The 21,260-nt window shown below is 32.6% G+C and carries 17 protein-coding genes; 11 read left to right on the forward strand and 6 right to left on the reverse strand.

All coding sequences use genetic code 11. The annotated features are described in order from the left end of the window. The first annotated feature begins 216 nt into the window (after nucleotides 1-216). The 7 genes from porU to ABGB03_RS02120 all read left to right on the forward strand — a co-directional run bounded on the left by porU (nucleotide 217) and on the right by ABGB03_RS02120 (nucleotide 10,429). Complete coding sequence (gene porU, locus ABGB03_RS02090) at nucleotides 217-4,062, forward strand: type IX secretion system sortase PorU (RefSeq protein ID WP_347924434.1); 3,846 nt, start codon at nucleotides 217-219, stop codon at nucleotides 4,060-4,062. 63 nt (nucleotides 4,063-4,125) lie between these two features. Next, the gene (porV, locus tag ABGB03_RS02095) at nucleotides 4,126-5,367 is read left to right on the forward strand and encodes a type IX secretion system outer membrane channel protein PorV (protein WP_347924436.1); all 1,242 of its coding nucleotides are present in this window, start codon (nucleotides 4,126-4,128) and stop codon (nucleotides 5,365-5,367) included. A 75-nt stretch (nucleotides 5,368-5,442) separates the two neighbouring features. Beyond that, nucleotides 5,443-5,925 (forward strand): cytidine deaminase, encoded by a 483-nt coding sequence (cdd, locus tag ABGB03_RS02100; protein WP_347924438.1) that lies wholly within the window; start codon nucleotides 5,443-5,445, stop codon nucleotides 5,923-5,925. Nucleotides 5,926-6,017: 92 nt separating this feature from the next. Then, nucleotides 6,018-7,016, forward strand: coding sequence for a pyruvate dehydrogenase (acetyl-transferring) E1 component subunit alpha (gene pdhA / locus ABGB03_RS02105; protein WP_347924440.1), 999 nt, complete (start codon nucleotides 6,018-6,020; stop codon nucleotides 7,014-7,016). Between the two features lie 3 nt (nucleotides 7,017-7,019). After that, nucleotides 7,020-8,639, forward strand: coding sequence for a pyruvate dehydrogenase complex dihydrolipoamide acetyltransferase (locus tag ABGB03_RS02110; protein WP_347924442.1), 1,620 nt, complete (start codon nucleotides 7,020-7,022; stop codon nucleotides 8,637-8,639). A 130-nt stretch (nucleotides 8,640-8,769) separates the two neighbouring features. Beyond that, nucleotides 8,770-9,753: a M28 family peptidase gene (locus ABGB03_RS02115; protein WP_347924443.1), complete on the forward strand. Its 984-nt coding sequence runs from the start codon at nucleotides 8,770-8,772 to the stop codon at nucleotides 9,751-9,753. Then, complete coding sequence (locus tag ABGB03_RS02120) at nucleotides 9,746-10,429, forward strand: SDR family oxidoreductase (protein WP_347924445.1); 684 nt, start codon at nucleotides 9,746-9,748, stop codon at nucleotides 10,427-10,429. Before ABGB03_RS02115 ends, ABGB03_RS02120 begins: the two co-directional genes overlap by 8 nt. On the opposite strand, the gene ABGB03_RS02125 is transcribed toward ABGB03_RS02120, so the two are convergent. From ABGB03_RS02125 to ABGB03_RS02135, 3 genes are read right to left on the reverse strand one after another with little or no spacing between them, the layout of a single operon-like run. Next, nucleotides 10,430-11,878 carry a sulfatase gene (locus ABGB03_RS02125; protein ID WP_347924446.1) on the reverse strand — a complete coding sequence of 483 codons (1,449 nt, stop codon included), beginning with the start codon at nucleotides 11,876-11,878 and terminating at the stop codon, nucleotides 10,430-10,432. A gap of 2 nt (nucleotides 11,879-11,880) precedes the next feature. Then, a complete protein-coding gene (locus ABGB03_RS02130; RefSeq protein WP_347924448.1) occupies nucleotides 11,881-12,978 on the reverse strand; it encodes an alanine racemase in 1,098 nt (365 codons plus the stop codon). After that, nucleotides 12,971-14,146, reverse strand: coding sequence for an MFS transporter (locus tag ABGB03_RS02135; RefSeq protein WP_347924449.1), 1,176 nt, complete (start codon nucleotides 14,144-14,146; stop codon nucleotides 12,971-12,973). Before ABGB03_RS02135 ends, ABGB03_RS02130 begins: the two co-directional genes overlap by 8 nt. Before the next feature lie 82 nt (nucleotides 14,147-14,228). Here ABGB03_RS02135 and ABGB03_RS02140 point away from each other — a divergent pair, with 82 nt between their 5' ends. Genes ABGB03_RS02140 through ABGB03_RS02150 form a run of 3 tightly spaced genes read left to right on the forward strand, consistent with a single transcriptional unit; the run spans nucleotide 14,229 to nucleotide 17,362 of the window. After that, entirely contained in the window at nucleotides 14,229-14,825 is a 597-nt protein-coding gene (locus tag ABGB03_RS02140) for a SprT-like domain-containing protein (protein WP_347926361.1), read from the forward strand. A gap of 3 nt (nucleotides 14,826-14,828) precedes the next feature. After that, nucleotides 14,829-15,908 (forward strand): mannose-1-phosphate guanylyltransferase, encoded by a 1,080-nt coding sequence (locus tag ABGB03_RS02145; RefSeq protein WP_347924451.1) that lies wholly within the window; start codon nucleotides 14,829-14,831, stop codon nucleotides 15,906-15,908. 2 nt (nucleotides 15,909-15,910) lie between these two features. Continuing rightward, the gene (locus tag ABGB03_RS02150; RefSeq protein ID WP_347924452.1) at nucleotides 15,911-17,362 is read left to right on the forward strand and encodes a DUF389 domain-containing protein; all 1,452 of its coding nucleotides are present in this window, start codon (nucleotides 15,911-15,913) and stop codon (nucleotides 17,360-17,362) included. 1 nt (nucleotide 17,363) lies between these two features. Here the strand turns inward: ABGB03_RS02150 and ABGB03_RS02155 are convergent, their stop codons facing one another. Both ABGB03_RS02155 and ABGB03_RS02160 read right to left on the reverse strand, forming a co-directional pair. Next, nucleotides 17,364-18,131 carry an ATP-binding cassette domain-containing protein gene (locus ABGB03_RS02155; RefSeq protein ID WP_347924454.1) on the reverse strand — a complete coding sequence of 256 codons (768 nt, stop codon included), beginning with the start codon at nucleotides 18,129-18,131 and terminating at the stop codon, nucleotides 17,364-17,366. Further along, entirely contained in the window at nucleotides 18,131-18,868 is a 738-nt protein-coding gene (locus ABGB03_RS02160) for an ABC transporter permease (RefSeq protein WP_347924456.1), read from the reverse strand. Before ABGB03_RS02160 ends, ABGB03_RS02155 begins: the two co-directional genes overlap by 1 nt. Nucleotides 18,869-18,976: 108 nt before the next feature. Between ABGB03_RS02160 and pafA the strand changes: the two genes are divergently transcribed. Beyond that, nucleotides 18,977-20,644 carry an alkaline phosphatase PafA gene (gene pafA / locus ABGB03_RS02165; protein ID WP_347924458.1) on the forward strand — a complete coding sequence of 556 codons (1,668 nt, stop codon included), beginning with the start codon at nucleotides 18,977-18,979 and terminating at the stop codon, nucleotides 20,642-20,644. On the opposite strand, the gene yihA is transcribed toward pafA, so the two are convergent. Further along, complete coding sequence (gene yihA, locus ABGB03_RS02170; RefSeq protein ID WP_347924460.1) at nucleotides 20,641-21,252, reverse strand: ribosome biogenesis GTP-binding protein YihA/YsxC; 612 nt, start codon at nucleotides 21,250-21,252, stop codon at nucleotides 20,641-20,643. The two genes, pafA and yihA, sit on opposite strands and share 4 nt — an antisense overlap. Nucleotides 21,253-21,260: the final 8 nt, after the last annotated feature.

The following is a 21,260-nucleotide window of genomic DNA, read 5'->3' on the forward strand; positions in this document are numbered from 1 at the left end:
TTGGTGTTGCAATATAGTAATTAAAGATAATAACACAAGGTTTTTTCTAAAAAAATGTGCATTTCATCCTATTTTTTATACAGAATATCGGATTTTTAACCTTGTTTCTGCTCAATTTTGTTACTCTAAAACGCAGTTTATCATGATTTATTATTGTAACTTTGAACAAAATTAATATTGCTATACTATACCCAAATAACAAGCGTTAATTCTTTTATGAAGAAACTCCTTTTTTCAGTTGTTTTATTAACCACATTACTAAACTATTCTCAACAAAAACAATTTACTATTGATTGGAATGGTACGAGAATACTGTCTACTTCGTCATCAAGAGTAGAAGTCCCTTCTTTTAATGACTCTAACTTTACTTTTGATCATGTTAGTGGTTTAAAATACATTCATCAATGGGAAACAAGTGATTTTGTAGATGAAAACTCCTTGAAAATTTCTAATATATCATATATAACTATTTCAAAAAGTGAATTAAAAGATGTAAGATTAGAAACAATTCCTAAAAAAATTAAATCAGAAATAAAAAATACTAATAGTAGAGGTAAGCGTGCAGTGTATTTTGAGATTTCACCAATTATCATAGATAATGGAGTTTATAAAAAAATTAAAAGTTTTACTATTTCCTATAAAAACAATCAAGCAAATAGAAATCGTTCATCGAGTAGATTAATTGTTAACTCTGTTTTAAGTCAAGGTGATTGGTATAAATTTTATATTGAAAAAACAGGTGTATTTAAATTGTCTAGAAACTTTTTAAGTGATTTAGGTATTAGTACTAATAATATTGACCCAAGATCTATTAGGGTATTTGGACAAGGAGGAAGTATGTTGCCAATGGAAAATTCGGTATTTTATCCTTTAGACTTAACAGAGAACCCTGTAAAAGTTGTTGGAGGCGAGGATGGTGTTTTTAATAATAATGACTATATATTATTTTACGGAGAAGGACCAACAGGATATAATAGTGAAAGTAATACTAATATTAATGCATATACCGATAAGGCATATTACTTTATAAATGTGAATTCTGGAAGTAATGCAAAGCAGGTACAGGATTATATTGAGCCTATAGGAGCCGTAAATACAACCATTGATACCTTTCATGATTATCAATTCCATGAATTAGACGAATATAATTTAGCAAAATTAGGAAGACGTTGGTTTGGAGATAGATTTGATTTTGACCCAGATAAAGTGTTTGACTTTCAAGTACCAAATATAGTGACCTCTGAACCTGTTACTCTAAAGGTATATGCAGCTGCAGTAGGAGAGGTGCAAACAAGTATGCGATTAAGAGTAAATGGTACTGATGTAGATAATTTTACTTTTCCTGCAATTAATGATCCAATTTTAGCAACGCAAGATTTTTTTGATGGAGATATTAATGTATCATCAGGAAATATCTCGGTAAACCTTACCTATAATAATAATGGAAACCCAACTTCTGAAGGATTTTTAGATTATATTTCTATTGAAGCTACTAGAAACTTGTCAGGTGTAAATGAGCAATTCAGGTTTAAAAACAATAATGTTCCATTGCTATCAGGAATTGGGCAGTACGATATATCTAACGCTTCAAATATCACTGAAGTTTGGGATATTACTGATAAGTATAATATTACTTCAATAGAAAATAATAACGCTTCGGCTACTTTGAGTTTTAAAGGGCAGCTAGGTGAAGAGAAGAAATATATTGCACTAGATGCTTCAGATTTTTATGCGCCAAAGAGTGAATCTAAATCCAGAGTTAGAAATCAAAACATTAAGGGGACTATTTTTGAAAATGCACAAGGTCAATTTGAAGATGTAGATTATATTATAATTGCGCGTGAAGATATGTTAAGTCAAGCAGAGCGCTTAGCGCAAATAAATAGAGATCAAAACAAATTAAATGTCAAGGTTTACACATTGCAAGATATATATAATGAGTTTAGTTCTGGAAATCAAGACGTATCTGGAATTAGAAATTTTGTAAAATATGTCTACGATAACGCAAGTGCACCTAACAATAGATTGAAGTATTTATGTTTGTTTGGTGATGCATCTTACGATTATAAAGATAGAGTGTCAAACAATACTAATGTTGTTCCATCGTGGTATTCTATAAATAGTTTTAGTTTGTCAAGTTCTTTTGTGTCTGATGATTTTTATGGTATGATGGATTTAAACGAAGGAAGTATGCATTCTTCTGATAAATTAGATATTGCTGTAGGAAGAATTTTAGCCGATACACCTCAAAGAGCGAGAGAGCTTGTTGATAAAGTAGAATCATATTATCAAGAAGAAGCTTATGGTAGCTGGAGAAATAATTTTATGGTTATCTCTGATGATGTAGATGAGTCATGGGAAGGTATTTTACAGCAAACGACCGACGATATTGCTGATGATGTTACTCAAAACAAGCCATTTATTAATGCTATAAAAGTACATTCAGATGCATTTGTACAAGAATCAACAGCAGGAGGCGAAAGGTATCCAGCTGTAAACAAAGCAATTTTTGATAATATTGAAGTTGGGGCTTTAGTAGTTAATTATTTTGGACATGGAGGTGAAGATGGTTTAGCAGGCGAACGAATTTTTGATAAAATAAATGTTCAAGAGCTTAAAAATATATGTAAGCTAAATTGTTTTGTAACTGTAACTTGTGAATATACAAAGTTTGATAATCCTTTAAGAGAGACAGCGGGAGAGTTTTTATATTGGAATAAAAAAGGTGGAGCTATTGGTTTAATTACAACCACGCGTCAAATTTTTGTTAGTGTTGGTGTATCTTTTAATGTTGTTTTAGAAGAGTATTTGTTTGCTTTTGGAACTAATGATTATCTTTCAATGGCTGAGGCATTACGCCAAACAAAAAATGATAATAGAATTTCTGGAGTTTCTCAAAGACGCTTAGTCTTTTTTATTGGCGATCCAGCAATGAAATTAGCGTTACCAAAACCAAGTGTAAGACTTACCGAAGTTAATGATGTACCTGTTACCGGAAACATGGATGTGTTACAAGCTCTTAGTCGTGCAAAAATTGAAGGCGAAGTAGTTGACGAATTAGGAAATGTTTTAACCAATTATAATGGAGTGGTAACAGCCACAATTTTTGATAAAGAAATTGATAGGCAAACTCTATCAAACGACGGAACCACAAACGGAGGTCAAAGAGTGGTTATGGATTATAAAACCCTTGGAGAAACCATTTTTAGAGGACAAGCTACCGTTACAAATGGTATTTTTGAGTTTGATTTTGTAGTCCCTAGAGATATTGGTGTTCCAGTTGGGAATGGTAAAATAAGCTTCTATGCTAAAAATGACAATCCATTACAAGATCAAGCAGGTGCTAATTTTGATATACAAATTGGAGGAATAAATAACAATGCACCAGAAGATAATGAAGGACCAATTATTAATCTCTTCATGAATGATGAAAGCTTTGTTTCTGGAGGAATTACTAATGAATCACCTACATTATTGGCTAAATTACAAGATGATAATGGTATTAACACCGCTAGCGGAATAGGACACGATATTATAGCAATATTAGACGGAGACGAAACAAATCCGTTTAAGTTAAATGATTATTATACAACAGATGTAGATGATTACCAAAATGGGATGGTAACCTATCCTTTCAGAGATTTAGAACCTGGATTACATACATTAACCCTTAAAGCATGGGATGTTTATAACAATTCATCGACGTCTGAGATACAATTTGTGGTATACGACGAAAATGAGTCACTCGTTATCGATAATCTGCTGAATTATCCAAATCCTTTTGTTAATTACACAGAATTTTGGTTCAATCACAATAGTTCTGAGGTTTTAGACGTTTCAGTACAAGTATTCACAGTTTCTGGAAAATTGGTTAGGACCTTAAATGGTCAAACTAGTGGAGGAATTAAATCTACAAGCTCGGTATCTAAGGATATTGTTTGGGATGGACGAGATGACTTTGGAGAAAAAATAGGAAAAGGCGTTTACGTATATAAATTAACAGTGCGTTCTAAGCAATTAAATAAACAGGTAGAAAAGTTTGAAAAACTTGTGATACTATAATAATAATTATATTTGCCAACATATTATGGCTGTTTAAACAGCAACTTAAATCAACATTTACTTATGAAAAACTACATTTTAGCCCTAATTACAATAGGTTTTTTCGTTCAAGGTAGTGCACAAACATTAACCGAAATTATTCCTTACTCACAAGATAGTAGGGTCATTACAACTGGAGTCCCATTTTTATTGATAGCAGCAGATGCAAGAGCAGCAGGTATGGGAGATATGGGAGTTGCAACTTCTACTGATGTGTATTCGCAACAATGGAATCCTTCAAAATATGCCTTTTCAACTGCAAAATCTGGAATTGGTATAAGCTATACACCTTATTTAAGTAAGCTAGTTAACGATATTTCTATTGGACAGGTTACTTATTTTAATAGACTTAATGAACGAAGTGCCTTTGCAGGAAGTTTTAAATATTTTAGTCTTGGTGAAATTGAACTAGTTGATGGTCCAAATGACACGCCAAGAATAGCAAAGCCAAATGAAATGACAATGGACTTATCCTATACATTACGTTTAGCAGATCAATTTGCCATGGGAGTCGCACTACGTTATTTGCGTTCGGACTTAAAAATTATTGGAGTCGATCAAAACCCAGCACCTGCAAGTACTATTGGTGTTGATATTTCTGGTTTCTATCAAGGAGAAGAACAAGCTTACAGTGACTTTAATGGTCGTTGGAGAGGTGGATTCGCAATTCAAAATTTAGGACCAAAGATAAAGTATGACGATGCAGGTAGAGAAAACTTTATTCCAACTAACTTAAGACTTGGTGGAGGGTTCGATTTTATATTTGATCAATACAATAAATTAGCAGTAACTGCAGAGTTTACAAAACTATTAGTGCCAACACCTCCAGTTTTAGGTAAAGAGGTTGAATTTGAAGACACTAATGATAATGGTACTTACGATGAAGGAACAGATACTTTAATTAGCGAAACAGATAATGTAATAGTTTCAGGTAAATCTACCGATGTTAGTTTTATTTCAGGAGTTTTTCAATCATTTGGAGATGCTCCAGGAGGATTTAGTGAAGAGCTTAAAGAGTTTACTTGGGCTTTAGGAGCCGAATATCAATATCAAGATTCTTTTGCATTAAGAGCAGGTTTTTTTAATGAAGCAGAAGAAAAAGGAGCTAGAAAATTCTTTGCACTTGGTGCAGGGTTTAAATACACAACTATTAATGTAGATATGTCTTATTTGTTCTCAGCGTCTAAAGTACAAAGTCCATTAGAAAATACATTACGTTTTTCTTTAACCTTTAACTTTGGAGATGGTGAGTATAACGAATATTAGAAAAGAACAACATATTTAAGATTTTTAAAAAACTATTGTATTTTACAATAGTTTTTTTGTCTAAAAAAGTCAGTAATGAAGGAAATAAAAATAGAATCTACGCTTTATGTTTATAATGCCTTAGAGGAATTACCTAAAGTTATTCAAAACTTAATGAATGAAGCAGTAGAAGCAAGAGAGAAAGCTTACGCACCTTATTCAAAATTTAGTGTGGGTGTAGCATTGCTTCTTGATAATGGAGAAGTAATAATAGGGAGTAATCAAGAAAACGCCTCGTATCCTTCAGGGCTTTGTGCAGAAAGAACTGCTATATATTATAAAGGAGCTAAGCATCCCAATGCCAAAATTCTAAAAATGGCAATTATAGCAGGCTCTCAAATTAATAAAACGTCAGAGCCTATCCCACCTTGTGGAGCTTGTAGACAAGCTATTGTAGAGTATGAAATAAATCAAGAATCTCCTATCGAAATCTATTTTATGGGAGAAATAGGTAAAGTTGTAAAATCTAACTCTATTAAAAATCTGTTACCATTAGTGTTTGATAAGTCTGTTCTATAACGTTTTCATTTAAAATTAACTCTTAACAGTTTTTTGGTTAATAACTAAAGTATTACTTTTGTAATTCGCTTAATTAAAACCAAAATTAGTCGATGCAAAAAATCACTAAAGAAACATATATAAAATGGTATGAAGACATGCTATTTTGGAGAAAATTCGAAGATAAATTAGCAGCAGTATATATTCAGCAAAAAGTTAGAGGTTTCCTTCACTTATATAATGGACAAGAAGCTGTTTTAGCTGGAGCTTTACATGCAATGGATTTGTCAAAAGATAAAATGATTACAGCTTATCGTAATCATGTGCAGCCAATTGGTATGGGAGTTGATCCAAAACGTGTTATGGCTGAATTGTATGGAAAAGCAACTGGAACTTCTCAAGGACTAGGTGGATCTATGCATATTTTTTCTAAAGAAAAAGGTTTTTACGGAGGACATGGTATAGTTGGAGGGCAAATTCCTTTAGGAGCTGGAATGGCTTTTGGTGACAAGTATCATGACAGAGGAGCTGTAACATTGTGTTACATGGGAGATGGTGCAGTACGTCAGGGATCATTACACGAAACCTTTAATATGGCAATGAACTGGAAATTACCAGTAGTATTTATTTGTGAAAATAATGGTTACGCCATGGGAACGTCAGTAGAACGAACCGCTAATCATACAGATATCTGGAAGTTAGGTTTAGGTTATGAAATGCCATGTGGACCAGTAGATGGAATGAATCCTGTTAAGGTAGCCGAAGCTATGCATGAAGCAATTGAAAGAGCACGTCGTGGAGATGGACCAACATTTTTAGAAATGAAAACGTATCGTTATCGTGGGCATTCCATGAGTGATGCACAACATTATAGAACGAAAGACGAAGTTGAAGAATACAAAAAAATAGATCCTATTACACAAGTAAAGGATATTATTTTAGAAAAGAAATATGCAACAGAAAACGATTTAAAAGCAATTGATAAGCGTGTTAAAGATTTAGTTAGCGAATGTGAGAAATTTGCAGACGAATCTCCTTATCCTGAAAAGAGTTTAATGTATGATGCTGTATATGAGCAAGAAGATTATCCATTTTTACAACATAAATTATAAGTCATGGCAGAAATTATTACAATGCCTCGTTTGAGTGACACTATGGAGGAAGGTACTGTTGCTTCTTGGCTTAAAAAAGTTGGTGATAGCGTAGCCGAAGGAGATATTTTAGCCGAAATTGAAACAGACAAGGCTACTATGGAATTCGAATCATTCCATGAAGGAACGTTGTTGCATATTGGTGTTAAAGAAGGTGAAACCACTAAGGTTGATGAACTTCTAGCTATAATTGGTGAAAAAGGAGAAGATGTTTCAGCCTTGTTAAATAATTATAGCTCTGAAGTAAAAGAAGAAGAAGAAGTGGAAGATAATAAAAATTCAAATGATGTGACGCAAACAGAATCTATAGATATACCTGAAGGTGTTACTGTGGTGACAATGCCTCGTTTGAGTGATACTATGGAAGAGGGTACCGTTGCTACATGGTTAAAAAATGTTGGTGATACTGTTGAAGAAGGTGATATCCTTGCTGAAATAGAAACTGATAAAGCGACGATGGAGTTTGAGTCGTTTCAATCTGGAACATTGTTACATGTAGGATTAAATGAAGGTGAATCTGCTAAAGTAGATTCATTACTAGCTATAATTGGCCCAAAAGGTACTGACGTTGCTAATATTGCTAAAAATTTTAAAACCGATATTCCTTCTGGAAATGTAGCTGACGCTCCAAAGAAAGAAGAGAAACAAATTGATACAGCAAAAACAGAAAAAAATGTCATTTCGAACGAAAGTGAGAAATCTCATAATCAATCTAGTGACATAATTTCTGGAAGATTATTTGTATCACCATTGGCTAAAAAAATGGCTGATGAAAAAGGAATTAATTTATCTCAAGTTAAAGGTTCTGGTGAAAACGGACGAATTATAAAACGTGATATTGAAAACTTCACACCATCAACATCATCACAAGCAACAGTAGGTAAATTCGTGCCATCTGGTCAGGAAGATTTTGATGAAGTAGCAAACTCAAACATGCGTAAGGCTATTGCTAAAAATTTAGCAAAATCTAAGTTTACAGCGCCACATTATTATTTAAATGTGGAATTTGATATGGATAACGCTATGGCGTTTCGTGCTCAATACAATACGTTGCCAGACACCAAAATATCGTTTAATGATATGGTAGTAAAAGCTTGTGCATTAGCATTAAAACAGCATCCACAAGTCAACTCTCAATGGTTTGATGATAAAATGCGAATGAACAATCATGTACATATTGGTGTAGCAGTTGCTGTTCCAGATGGTTTAGTTGTTCCTGTTGTTAAGTTTGCAAACGAACAATCGTTACCACAAATAAATGCTGCAGTAAAAGATTTTGCTGGAAGAGCAAGAAAGAAGAAACTTACGCTTGAAGAAATGGAAGGTAGCACCTTTACTATTTCTAATCTTGGAATGTTTGGAATAGATAGTTTTACATCTATTATCAATCAACCAAATTCGGCAATCCTTTCGGTTGGAGCTATTGTGGAAAAACCAGTGGTTAAAAATGGACAAATTGTAGTTGGAAATACCATGAAATTATCAATGGCATGTGACCACAGAACGGTTGATGGTGCTACAGGAGCTTTATTCTTACAAACATTAAAAGGATACATTGAGAATCCAGTAACGATGTTAGTATAGTTTGATAATGCATAAAAAATAACTAAAACCTGTTTCTACTGAGACAGGTTTTTTTATGAAGAGAACTTTTTCACTCGACAGTATTTATTATCTTTAACACATATTAATTATAGCGCTAAAACACATATATATGAAAAATATTATTCTATCACTTATTACAGTTATTTTATTCACGGCATGTCGAAATAAAACAATTAACCCTTCTGAAGTTGTTACTAAAGAAAATATACAAACAGCTATGGAATATTTAACATCCGATGAATTGGAAGGGCGTGCAACCGGAACACCTGGGATAGAAAAGGCAGCTGTTTATATTGAAGATTATTTTAAACAAAATAATATTGAGCCTTATTTTGAAACTTATCGCGATAACTTTCAGTTTAACCGAAAAGTAAAAGAAGGTGATACTATTGTTGAGCGATCTGTAAATGGATTTAATGTTGTTGGGTTAATAGAAGGGAACGACCCAGAATTGAAAAATGAATACATTATACTTGGTGGGCATTATGATCATATAGGAAGAGGCAGAGAGGTAGATGGAGATTCTATTGCAAATGGTGCCAATGATGATGCATCAGGAACTATTACAGCAATGGAAATGGGTAAATACTTTGCTAAATCAAAAAGCAATAAAAGAAGTATTCTTATTACGTTGTATGCTGCTGAGGAAATGGGACTTAAAGGCTCTGATCATTTAGCTAAAAAATTAAAAGACAAAGGAACCAATGTTTACAACATGGTTAATTTTGAAATGATTGGTGTGCCTAGAGCCGAAGATGAACCAATGGCATATATGTCGGGTTATAAACGTTCTAATTTTGCCGAAACTCTCAACAAATATGCTGGTGAAGAAGTAGTTGGGTTTTTTGATAAAGCCAGCGAAATGAACTTGTTTATGAGGTCAGATAATTATCCGTTTTTTAAAGCACTAAATATCCCAGCACATGCTATTTCAACGTTCGATTTTACAAATTATGAATATTATCACCATGTTGATGACGAAGCCGAAAAAATGGACTATGACCATATGACCAATTTCATTATTAAAATGATTCCAGCATTTGAAGGTATGATGAATGCTCCAACCAGAGAAGTTGTGCTAAAAAATGAGTAAAAACATCATCATTACTGGAACAAGTCGAGGTATTGGTTTTGAGTTGGTAAAACTATTTGCTGCTCAAGGTTATAATGTTTTGGCATTATCTAGAAACGAAAAACCAGTTAACGATTTAGGTTTAAAAAATGTCACCACTTGGTCTTTTGACCTTAGTAATGAGGTTTCTTATAAAAAAGTAAGCAGTTTCGTCAAGAAAAATTGGAAGCAAGTAGATGTTTTAATTAATAATGCAGGAGCTTTATTGAATAAACCGTTTGCTGAAACGACTTTTGATGATTTTGAATACATTTATAAAACCAATGTTTTTGGTGTTGCTGAATTAACTAGAGTTACCTTGCCATTTATGAAAGCTAATAGTCACGTAGTTACTATCAGTTCTATGGGAGGCGTACAAGGTAGTATGAAGTTTCCAGGTTTAGCTGCTTATAGTTCAAGTAAAGGTGCTGTGATTACTTTAACCGAATTGCTAGCTGAAGAATATAAAGAATCTGGAATATCTTTTAATGTACTGGCACTTGGAGCTGTACAAACCGAAATGTTAGAAGAAGCCTTTCCAGGATATCAAGCACCAACTACAGCATTAGAAATAGCAAATTATATTTATGATTTTGCTTTAAATGGTAATAAGTATTATAATGGAAAAATACTACAGGTTTCTAGTTCGACGCCTTAGTTATTTTTCTTCAATATAATCTGGATTTTGTATTGCTGAATTTGCATTCATAGATAGTTGCAACTCTTTTAAACGAGTGTTTAATTCTTTTACTTTTTCAGGAAACTCTTTAGATAAATTGTTGGTTTCAGATACATCATTAGACAAGTTATATAGCTCTAAAGTATTAGTTTCATAAAAAGAAATTAACTTCCAATCTCCTTTTCTTATGGCTGCTCCAGGAGTCCAAGCACTACCATGATAATGCGGGTAATGCCAAAACAACTCATCTCTTTTAAGAGGAGAACTGTTTTTTAATATAGGCGTTAAATCCCTTCCATCAATGGTTTGATTTTCATCTAAATTTATATCAGCAATCGACATAATGGTCGGATAAAAATCATGCCCAATTACAGGTTCATTATTAATGTTATTTGTTTTGTTGTAATTAGCAGGTTTTATAAGCAATGGTACACGAATACCGCCTTCATAAAGCCATCCTTTGCCACCTCTTAATGGAGTTACAGCTGTTGGTGCTATAAAATTGTATTCCTTTTTTAATGTAGATAGACCGCCATTATCAGAAGTAAAAATAATGGTCGTATTATCATAAAGGTTTTTATCTTTTAGTACTTTTATTAATCTGCCAACATTTTCATCAAGAGAGTATACCATTGAGGCATATGCAGGATTAAATTGAGTTAATGTAGTAAGCCCTCCTCTTTCTTCTTTTTGCTTAGGGGCTTCAATTCCTAATGCTTCAGCTTTCTTATTAAATTTTTCAATATGCTTTTTATTTGCTTGTATTGGTGTATGTACAGTATAGTAAGTAAGGAATAAAAAGAAAGGATCGTTTGATGTAGAGTCTAAAAATGTAATTGATTCGTTAGTTAGCCTGTCGGTTAAATATTCACCATCTGGGCCATCACTTAACTTAGGGTTTTTATAAGGAGAATAGTAGCCTCCTGGTGGTTGTCCCATATGTCCTCCAGCTATATTAACATCAAACCCTTGATCAGTTGGAAAATAACCTTCTGAACCCAAATGCCATTTTCCTGCAAAAAAAGTGTTGTAACCATTGTTTTTCAGGGTTTCCGCTAATGTTACTTCATTAAGTGGGAGTTCGTTTAAATCTTCTGGACCTAACAGTTTTTCTTTTTTTGCATTATTTCCAGGAATCCAATCGGTTATATTTACTCTAGCTGGATGTCTTCCAGTCATTATTGAAGCTCTAGATGGCGAACAAACTGATCCCGATGCATAAGCATTGGTAAATTGAATACTTTGAGTACTTAAAGAGTCAATATTTGGGCTTTCATAAAAGGTACTGCCAGAATATCCTAAATCTGTCCAACCTAAATCATCAACAAGAATAAAAACAAAATTTTGCTTCTTAGTTATACTTTTATCATTAGAACATGAAAAGTAAGTAGCGGTTAAGAGTATTATAATTAAATATTTTTTCATCATAATTAATTGTTAAGATTGTTCATCATTGTAATACCCTTGCCTTCTAATGTTGTATAGTGTTTCATTAAATTGGCAGTCATACAGCTATGCACTGGTAACACCAAGAGTGTGTCACCAACTTTGTATTTTGTAATATCACTTTCGGGTACTTTTACAATACCATGTTCTTGCGAAATGGCACGAACATAGGTATTGGCTATAAGCTCATTCCAACTATTACTTGTTTTTTTGGCTATGTTGCCATAAATAGTTCCAAAGCTCTCATCTTCCATTCGGTCTTTCGATAAATGGATACCTCCACCATAAATAACCACTTCACTTTGTTTTGGGTGGATAGCAACAATAGGACATTCTAAAGCCACAGCAATATCATTGACATTACAAGAGCCAATTTGTACTTGCATCATATCGTAAAATGCGTAATTTCCTGGACGGATTTCGTCTATGCCTTCAAAATTTTCAGAAACACTGCAACTGGGTGTATCTCCGTATGAGGCTATGATTTCTGGATAGTTTGTTATATACTGATTTTTTAAGGTGACCAATTTCTTTTTGGCTTCTTCATGCACTCTAATAATATCTGCTTTGCTTCTGCATTTATAGGTTTGTCCAGCATGACTTAAAAATCCAATAAAATTCAGTTTATCACTGTTCTTTGAAATTTCTAATAGTGTATCAATACTTTCGGTATCATAGTGCAATAATCCAGCTCTATTGTTGCCAATGTTTATTTTAATGTAAAAATTAACAGGATGTTGTAAATGGATTTTTAGAAACTCTAAACTTGTTTTAGACTCTATTAAAATATTTAAGGTAACTCTACTTGCTAAATCATTGATGGTGTCTATTTCTAAAATATTCACAGGAAAAGCTACGGTGATATCGTTCCACTCTTTAGAGAAATAACTAGCCATATCTAATGAGGACGCTGTAATTTTAGAAACGCCAGCATCTTTAAACCATCTACCAATTTCTAAGGATTGATGTGTTTTAAAATGTGGGCGTAGTTCAACATTAAATCGTTTGGCACGTTCAGCCATAAATACAATATTGGCTTTGCATTTTGTTTCATCGAGTAATAAAGTGGGTTTGCTAATCATGTGTTATTGGTTTTCTAGATAACGCTATAAGACCCAAAATTGGACCTATGCCTAGTATCATATATAGGAAACTTGAATTATATTTTAAATGTAAATAATTTAATAATTGTATGCTAATAATTGTAATGGCAAACCCAATACAGTTCACTATGGTTAAGGCAGTACCTTTATATTTTGGAATCGCATTTTGTGCTACCAAAGTTGAAAACAAAGGTGAGTCGGCGATGACTACCATTCCCCAAAAAACTAAAAAACTGAGTAGAATGAATTCTGAATTCGTTATAAGAATAAATGGTGATATCAAACAGCAAAGACATGATAATAATAAAGCAGTAAACGCTACTTTTTTAGTTTTAAAAACGGAAGATAAATAACCACCAATAACACAAGATAATCCTCCAACACCAATAATTATAAATGACCAGAGCGGAATGTTTAAAGTAGATTCAAGATTGTTTTCTTTATAAAGACTTAATATCACTGGAACAAATGCCCAAAATGCATACAGTTCCCATATGTGCCCAAAATACCCAAAAGCAGCTGACCTAAATTTTGAGTCTTTAAAGTTTTTTAACCATGCATTTATTTTTAATTTCTGACTTGCCTTTCTGTAAGGTCCGTTAGGAACAAATAACAACATAAGTAGACCTCCAAATAGTGCTAATATCGAAATAAAAACCATAATATATTGCCACGAAAATCCAAAAGAGTATCCTTTTAATAAATGCGGAAAAGCAGTCCCAACAACCAATGCGCCAACCAAAAATCCAAGCGATTTCCCTAAACCCTTATCATAATAATCTGCTGCTATTTTCATGCCAACAGGGTAAATACCAGCGAGGAAAAAACCAGTGAAATATTTAAGAATGAATAAAGAGAAAAAGGAGTTGTTTTCAAGAATGGTTCCTAAATTAAAAACAGCGGCAATTAAAGCACAAAAAAAGAAGACTTTTGATGGTGAAAATCTATCAGACACAGTTAATAAAGCAAAAACGAATGTGCCACTAATAAACCCAAACTGAACTGCTGAGGTAAGGTGTCCCAAAGCACTTTCGTTTAAATTAAACGTTGAAATCAAATCTGCCATAACACCATTTCCAGCAAACCATAATGAGGTGCAACAAAATTGTGAAAACACAATTATTGGAAGAATTATTTTTGATTTCATTAGTTATATATAAAGGTTTTAACGCTTACTAAAATATGTGTTTTATTATGCTGGAGCAATTTAAACTTTTATTTTTGTCATGATGCGAGACAAATTAAAAGATTACATTCCAAGTGCAGCTTTACCTAAAGTTCTTAGGTTGTTAGAACATGATCATTTGGTTGTAAAAGTGAAGAATGAACGTAAGACACGTCATGGCGATTATAAACGTTTGCTTAACGGTAAACACCAAATTACCATAAATTCAAATTTAAACAGATATCGATTTTTAATCACACTACTCCATGAAATTGCACATTTTGAAACATATAAAGAGTATGGAAGAGATATAAAACCTCATGGGAAAGAATGGAAATACGTTTTTCAACATATAATGTTACCTTTTTTAAATCCTGAAATTTTTCCAAACAGTTTATTACCGCTTTTAGCAAAGCATTTTAAAAATCCAAAAGCAAGTAGTGATACTGATGCTAATTTAGCGTTAGCTTTAAAACACTTTGATGAGCCTAACGGTAAAACATTTGTTTTTGAAGTGCCTTTTGGTAGCACTTTTAAGTTACATAATAAGAGAATATTTAAAAAAGGGAATAAACGTGTAAAACGTTTTGAATGTATTGAGGTTAATACAGGAAAGTTGTATCTTTTCAATCCGAATGCAGAAGTTGAATTATTAGATTAATAGATGAATAAAAATAATTATGCCATTTTAATGGCTGGAGGAGTAGGTTCGCGATTTTGGCCAGTAAGTACCCAAGAATTTCCTAAACAGTTTCACGATATGTTAGGAACTGGAGAAAGCTTAATTCAAAAAACCTTTAGTCGTTTATCAAACATCGTTCCTGAAGAAAACATCTTTATTCTTACCAACGAGCGTTACAACGATTTGGTATTTCAGCAATTACCTAAAGTGACTAAACGACAAGTAGTATTAGAACCTGCAATGCGGAATACAGCACCATGCATTTTATTTGCTGCATTAAAAATACAAAAGGAAAATCCTGATGCTGTTATGATAGTGGCACCGAGCGACCATTGGATTGAAGATGAAGCCGCTTTTACAGAAAATGTACAACAAGCATTTGATTTTTGTTCACAGAAAAACGCATTAATGACCTTAGGCATAAAACCAACCTTTCCTAATACTGGCTATGGTTATATAGAGTTTGATAAATCTTCAAATGAAGAAATAAAAAGTGTTAATCAATTTAGGGAGAAACCTGATTATGAAACTGCAAAGTCCTTTTTAGAACAAGGAAATTTCTTATGGAATGCAGGTATTTTTATGTGGAGTGTCAATAGTGTGGTGGAAGCTTTTCAAAATAACCAACCAGAATTATTTAGCTTATTTGAAAAAGGAATAGATGTGTATAACACCGATTTTGAAGATGATTTTGTAAGAGACAATTATGGGAAAGCCGAAAATATTTCGGTAGACTATGCAATCATGGAAAAAAGCAATAATGTATATGTATTACCAGCAGTTTTCGATTGGAATGATCTTGGTACTTGGGGAAGTTTGTATGACAAAATTGATGCAGGGAAAGGTAAAAATGCAGTTGTTAATTCAAAGGTGTTAAGTAAAGATGCCTCTGGGAATATGATTTATTCCGAAAAAGAAAAAATTGTAGTTATTGAAGATCTAAAGGATTTCATAATTGTTGATAAAGATGAAGTTTTGCTTATCTTTCCAAAAGAGAGAGAGCAAGATATTAAAACTTTGCGTAAAAGTGTAGGTGAAAAATTTGGAAATAAGTACGTGTAGGTATGGAAGAAAATAAGTTCAATTTTACTGAAGATGAGCAAGCTGCTCAAAATAAAGTTGTAGAAGAACAAAAAGAAGCCATTGTAAAAGATGCTAAAGGGTTAGTTAGTAGTTCTAAACAATTCTTATATGGAATTTTTAGTTTCAGGAATGATACCGATCGAGATGCAACTATTAATGCTATAAAGGCAGATATACCTTTAAAAGGAGCAACGTCTTGGATTTTAATATGTTCTATTATGGTGGCGTCAGTTGGTCTTAATGCTAACTCAACTGCTGTTGTAATTGGAGCGATGTTAATTTCACCATTAATGGGCCCTATTTTGGGAGTTGGAATGTCTATTGCTATTAATGATATTGATACACTTCGTAAATCACTTATAAATTTGGCAGTCATGATTGTGTTGAGTTTATTGACTGCATTTTTGTTTTTTTGGTTGTTTCCACTTAGTGAAGACACTTCTGAATTACTAGGTAGAACACGTCCAGATATTCGAGATGTATTAATTGCTTTTTTTGGTGGTTTAGCATTAATTATTGCACGAACTAAAAAAGGAACTATAGCTTCAGTAATTTTTGGTGTAGCTATTGCAACTGCTTTAATGCCACCATTATGTACTGCTGGTTATGGACTTGCAAAAGGAAATTGGAGCTACTTTGGTGGTGCCATGTATTTGTTTAGTATTAATACTGTATTTATTGCCTTAGCTACATTTTTGGTCTTGAAATTATTGCGTTTCCCAATGCTTCGATATGCTAATTCAGCAAAAAGAAGACGGATTGCTAAGTTTGCAGGTTTACTTGCGCTCATTGCAATGGTTCCTGCTGGATGGACATTTTATAATGTTTGGGGAGAAAGTAAATTGCAAAATGATTATAAACAATTCATTACTAATGAAGTGGAATCTAACGAATCACTCTGGTTACAGCGAGAAAAACTTGATTCAGATAATAAAAGAATTACACTATATTTTAATGGCGAAATTGCAGATGCAACAGAATCTGATTTGCGTAATGAATTAAATAAATATAGTAATATTAAAGATTTTGATCTTGTTATTAACGGTAACAAAAATGTTAGTGCAGAACGATTAATGGATTTATACGACAAAGCACTTATTACAATTGAAGAGCGTGATAGTTTGTTAATTTTGAGACAAAAAGAAATAGATAGTATTAAGATGCAATTTACTAAAAAAAGTAATATTCTTGATGCTAATGATTTTACATCTTTAGCTAAAGATGCCAAAATTCAATTTACAGATTTACAATATTTTGGATATGCAAAAATGTTAACATCGTCTGATTTTAGAAAAGCCGATACCATAGCTATTGCAAATGTTAAATGGAACACGTCGCTTACAGATAGTATAATGGGAGTAAAAGAAATTGAGTTGAGTAATTGGTTAAAACAAGAATTAAAATTGCAAAATGTGGTAATTAAAAGAAATTAGATTACTGTTTTTCTTCTAAATACATTTTACGTACTTTTTTAAATAGTTCTGATGAGTAAACAAAATCTGTAACAGCTTTGTTGTCGGTTTTAAAGATGGTTTCTCTAGAACCTTCCCATTCTTTATGACCGTGTTGTAGAAACACTATTTTCTCACCAATTTCCATAACAGAATTCATATCGTGAGAATTAATTACAGTAACTATTTGATACTCATCTGTAATCTCTTGAATAAGGTTGTCTATAACTATAGCTGTTTTTGGATCTAAGCCAGAGTTGGGTTCATCACAAAACAAGTATTTAGGATTGTTTACAATAGCTCTAGCAATAGCTACACGCTTTTGCATACCTCCCGAAGCTTCACTTGGCATTTTGTTATGAGCATCATCTAGATTTACCCGTTTTAAAACGACATCTGCGCGATCTTTCATTTCACTTTCACTCATTTTTGTAAACATGCGTAATGGAAACATAACATTTTCCTGTATAGTCATAGAATCAAATAAAGCACTGCCTTGAAAAACCATACCAATTTCTGCTCTCAAATCTCTTTTTTGATCTTCAGATAATTTAGAATAAATTTTTCCATCATACGATATAGTGCCTTCATCATAAAGGAATAAACCTAAAAGACACTTTATAAATACTGTTTTTCCAGAGCCACTTTGCCCAATAACCAAACTGGTTTCTCCTTTTTCGAAATACGCATCTATACCTTTTAAAATATGTGCATCACCAAACGATTTATGTAAGCCTTTTACTTCTATCATTATCCTAAGAGCATATCAGTTAGTATATAGTTTATTAAAATAATCACAACACTTGTCCAAACAAACGATGTAGTACTTGCCTTTCCAACCTCTAAAGCGCCACCTTTCATGTAATACCCATGAAATGAAGGGATTGTTGCTAGAATAAATGCAAACACAAAAGTTTTTAGAAATGAATAGGTCATATGGAATCCATCAAAGTCCATTTGAACACCAGTAATATAATCTTCTAAAGTTGTATATCCTCCGTAAACACATGCAGCCATACCACCTAAAATACCTAAAAACATACCAATAGCTATTGCAAATGGATATAACATCATGGCAATCGTTTTTGGAAAAACTAAATAGTTTAAAGAATTAATTCCCATTACTTCAAGAGCATCAATTTGCTCTGTAACTCTCATGGTTCCTATGCTTGAAGTAATAAATGAGCCAACTTTTCCAGCCATAATAATAGAAGTAAATGTTGGTGCAAACTCTAATATTACTGATTGTCTGGTAGCAAAACCTACCAAGTATTTTGGAATCAATGGATTGGTGATATTTAAAGCTGTTTGTATGGTAATAACACCTCCAACAAAAAACGATATAAATGCGACAATACCTAATGATCCAATAACAAGGTCGTCAATATCTTTTAAAATTAAACCTTTCATAACCGACCACTTTGTTGGTTTACGAAACATTTCCTTTATCATTAAAAAATAGAGACCAATATTACTTAGATATGTCATATTTAATTTTGTTACCGCTAAAGTAAAAAATACAATTATTATTTAACGTCTAAACAACATAAGAATTATTAAAAAACGTATTTTTGATTTATAAGATAAAAAATAATTATGATGAAGAATTTCTTGTTATTTATTATATGTGTCTCGTTTAGTTTTTCTTGTGTAGCACAAAAACAAACGGCTAATGTTAATAAGTCGACAACGGATAGTGTAAAAACTAAATTGGTTGTTGGTATTGTAGTAGATCAAATGCGTTATGAATATTTAACAAGATTTCAAGAAAAATTTGGAGAAGGTGGATTTATGAGAATGATTAACGAAGGATTTAACTGCAAGAATAATCATTATAACTATGTGCCAACTTATACAGGACCTGGTCATGCTTCTATTTACACTGGTACTACACCAAAATATCATGGTGTTATTGGAAACAACTGGTACGATAAAGAGGTTAAGAAAAGTGTGTATTGTGCAGGTGATGATTCAGTAGCTTCAGTTGGAACAGAAAGTGACGCAGGACAAATGTCGCCTCATAGAATGAAAACAACCACTTTTGCTGATGAAAACAGATTGTTTACGCAAATGAGAGGTAAAACTATAGGTATTTCTATTAAAGATAGAGGCGCAGTCTTACCTGCAGGACATACAGCTAATGGAGCATATTGGTTTCAAGGAAAACTAGAAGGGAAATTTATTACAAGTACTCATTATATGACTGAATTACCTAATTGGGTGAAAATATATAATGAAAGCAAAAGTGTTTCAAAGTATATGAAAGAATGGAATACCTTATATGATATTGAAAGTTATGTTGAAAGTGGAAGTGATTTAAATGAGTTTGAAGAAGGATTTAAAGGCAAAGAAACTGCTACATTTCCTTATGATTTAAAAATGCTAAGTGCTAAAAATGGAGGGTATGATATTCTTAAATCTACACCTTTTGGTAATAGTATTGTAGCTGATTTTGCGATTGCTGCAATTGATGGCGAGCAATTAGGACAAGATAACATAACTGATGTGCTTGCAGTAAGTTTTTCTAGTCCAGATTATGTTGGTCATAATTTTGGAGCAAACTCTAAAGAAGTTCAAGACACATATCTTCGATTAGATAAAGATTTGGAACGCTTATTTAATGCATTGGATACCAAAGTGGGGAAAGGAAATTACACAGTATTTTTAACGGCAGATCATGGTGCAGTTCATGTGCCTTCTTATTTGAAAAGCGTAAAAATACCAGCTGGGTATGTGAGTTCTAAGGAAACAAAAGTAAGGTTTGAAACTTTTTTAAAGAGCAAATATAATTCTGATAATTTGATTGAAAATGTAAGTAATATGCAGGTGTTTTTAAATAGAGAAAAAGTAAAAGAACTCAATTTAGATTTGCATGAAGTTCAAGATGCTATTGTAAATGAGATAATCAATTATAAAAACATTGATAAAGCATATACAGCTTATGCTATGTCTAATACATCATATGGTAGTGGTATTGAGAAGCTAATTCAAAACGGATTTAGTCAAAAACGCTCTGGTGACGTAATTTATGTTTACGATCCTGCAACAATTTCTTATATGCTTACTGGCTCTACTCATGGTAGTGGAATGAGTTATGATACTCATGTACCATTGTTATTCTATGGAAATGGAATTAAAAATGGTAATACTGTAGAGCGAACTAGAATAGTAGATATTGCACCAACAATATCCTCTTTATTAGGGATTAGCTTTCCAAATGGAAATATTGGATTGCCAATTCAATCTGTTCTAGAGCAAGACTAATTTTTGTTCTGGTTTAATTCTTTATTAATAGAATCAATGTATTCTAAAAGGGAATCTCTTCCAATTTTCTTAGAGGCTGAGGTAACAAAATAATTTGGCATCTCTTCCCATGTTTCTAGAAGAATGTTTTTATAGTCTTCAATATGCTTTTCAATAGCTTTTGGTTTTAGTTTATCTGCTTTAGTGAAAATAATTGAAAATGGAATTGTGTTTTCTCCTAACCACTGCATAAACTCTAAATCAATAGGTTGCGGAGTGTGTCTTATATCTACAAGAACAAAAGCAGATACTAGTTGTTCGCGTTTTTCAAAATACGCAGTAATAAATTTCTGAAATACTTTTTTGGTTGATTTTGAAACTCTAGCATAGCCGTATCCAGGTAAATCAACTAAATACCAATTGCTATTAATAATAAAATGATTAATTAATTGTGTTTTTCCTGGCCTTCCAGATGTTTTTGCTAAACTTTTTCTTTCAGTAAGCATGTTTATTAAAGAAGATTTACCAACATTACTTCTTCCAATAAAAGCATATTCTGGAATATTGTTATTTGGACATTTAGCAACATCTTGATTGCTAACAACAAATTCTGCGGATTTTATTTGCATGCGAGAAA

Origin of the sequence: Pontimicrobium sp. SW4 (assembly GCF_039954625.1) — a bacterium.
GTDB lineage: Bacteria > Bacteroidota > Bacteroidia > Flavobacteriales > Flavobacteriaceae > Pontimicrobium.

Excerpts from the sequence above, each read along its gene's own strand:
- ABGB03_RS02115 (WP_347924443.1), top strand. The coding sequence starts at position 8,770 with ATGAAAAATATTATTCTATCACTTATTACAGTTATTTTATTCACGGCA.
- pdhA (WP_347924440.1), top strand. The coding sequence starts at position 6,018 with ATGCAAAAAATCACTAAAGAAACATATATAAAATGGTATGAAGACATG.
- ABGB03_RS02155 (WP_347924454.1), bottom strand. The coding sequence starts at position 18,131 with ATGATAGAAGTAAAAGGCTTACATAAATCGTTTGGTGATGCACATATT.
- pafA (WP_347924458.1), top strand. The coding sequence starts at position 18,977 with ATGATGAAGAATTTCTTGTTATTTATTATATGTGTCTCGTTTAGTTTT.
- ABGB03_RS02150 (WP_347924452.1), top strand. The coding sequence starts at position 15,911 with ATGGAAGAAAATAAGTTCAATTTTACTGAAGATGAGCAAGCTGCTCAA.
- ABGB03_RS02110 (WP_347924442.1), top strand. The coding sequence starts at position 7,020 with ATGGCAGAAATTATTACAATGCCTCGTTTGAGTGACACTATGGAGGAA.
- ABGB03_RS02130 (WP_347924448.1), bottom strand. The coding sequence starts at position 12,978 with ATGATTAGCAAACCCACTTTATTACTCGATGAAACAAAATGCAAAGCC.
- yihA (WP_347924460.1), bottom strand. The coding sequence starts at position 21,252 with ATGCAAATAAAATCCGCAGAATTTGTTGTTAGCAATCAAGATGTTGCT.
- cdd (WP_347924438.1), top strand. The coding sequence starts at position 5,443 with ATGAAGGAAATAAAAATAGAATCTACGCTTTATGTTTATAATGCCTTA.
- ABGB03_RS02140 (WP_347926361.1), top strand. The coding sequence starts at position 14,229 with ATGCGAGACAAATTAAAAGATTACATTCCAAGTGCAGCTTTACCTAAA.
- ABGB03_RS02160 (WP_347924456.1), bottom strand. The coding sequence starts at position 18,868 with ATGACATATCTAAGTAATATTGGTCTCTATTTTTTAATGATAAAGGAA.
- ABGB03_RS02120 (WP_347924445.1), top strand. The coding sequence starts at position 9,746 with ATGAGTAAAAACATCATCATTACTGGAACAAGTCGAGGTATTGGTTTT.
- ABGB03_RS02125 (WP_347924446.1), bottom strand. The coding sequence starts at position 11,878 with ATGATGAAAAAATATTTAATTATAATACTCTTAACCGCTACTTACTTT.
- ABGB03_RS02145 (WP_347924451.1), top strand. The coding sequence starts at position 14,829 with ATGAATAAAAATAATTATGCCATTTTAATGGCTGGAGGAGTAGGTTCG.
- porU (WP_347924434.1), top strand. The coding sequence starts at position 217 with ATGAAGAAACTCCTTTTTTCAGTTGTTTTATTAACCACATTACTAAAC.
- porV (WP_347924436.1), top strand. The coding sequence starts at position 4,126 with ATGAAAAACTACATTTTAGCCCTAATTACAATAGGTTTTTTCGTTCAA.
- ABGB03_RS02135 (WP_347924449.1), bottom strand. The coding sequence starts at position 14,146 with ATGAAATCAAAAATAATTCTTCCAATAATTGTGTTTTCACAATTTTGT.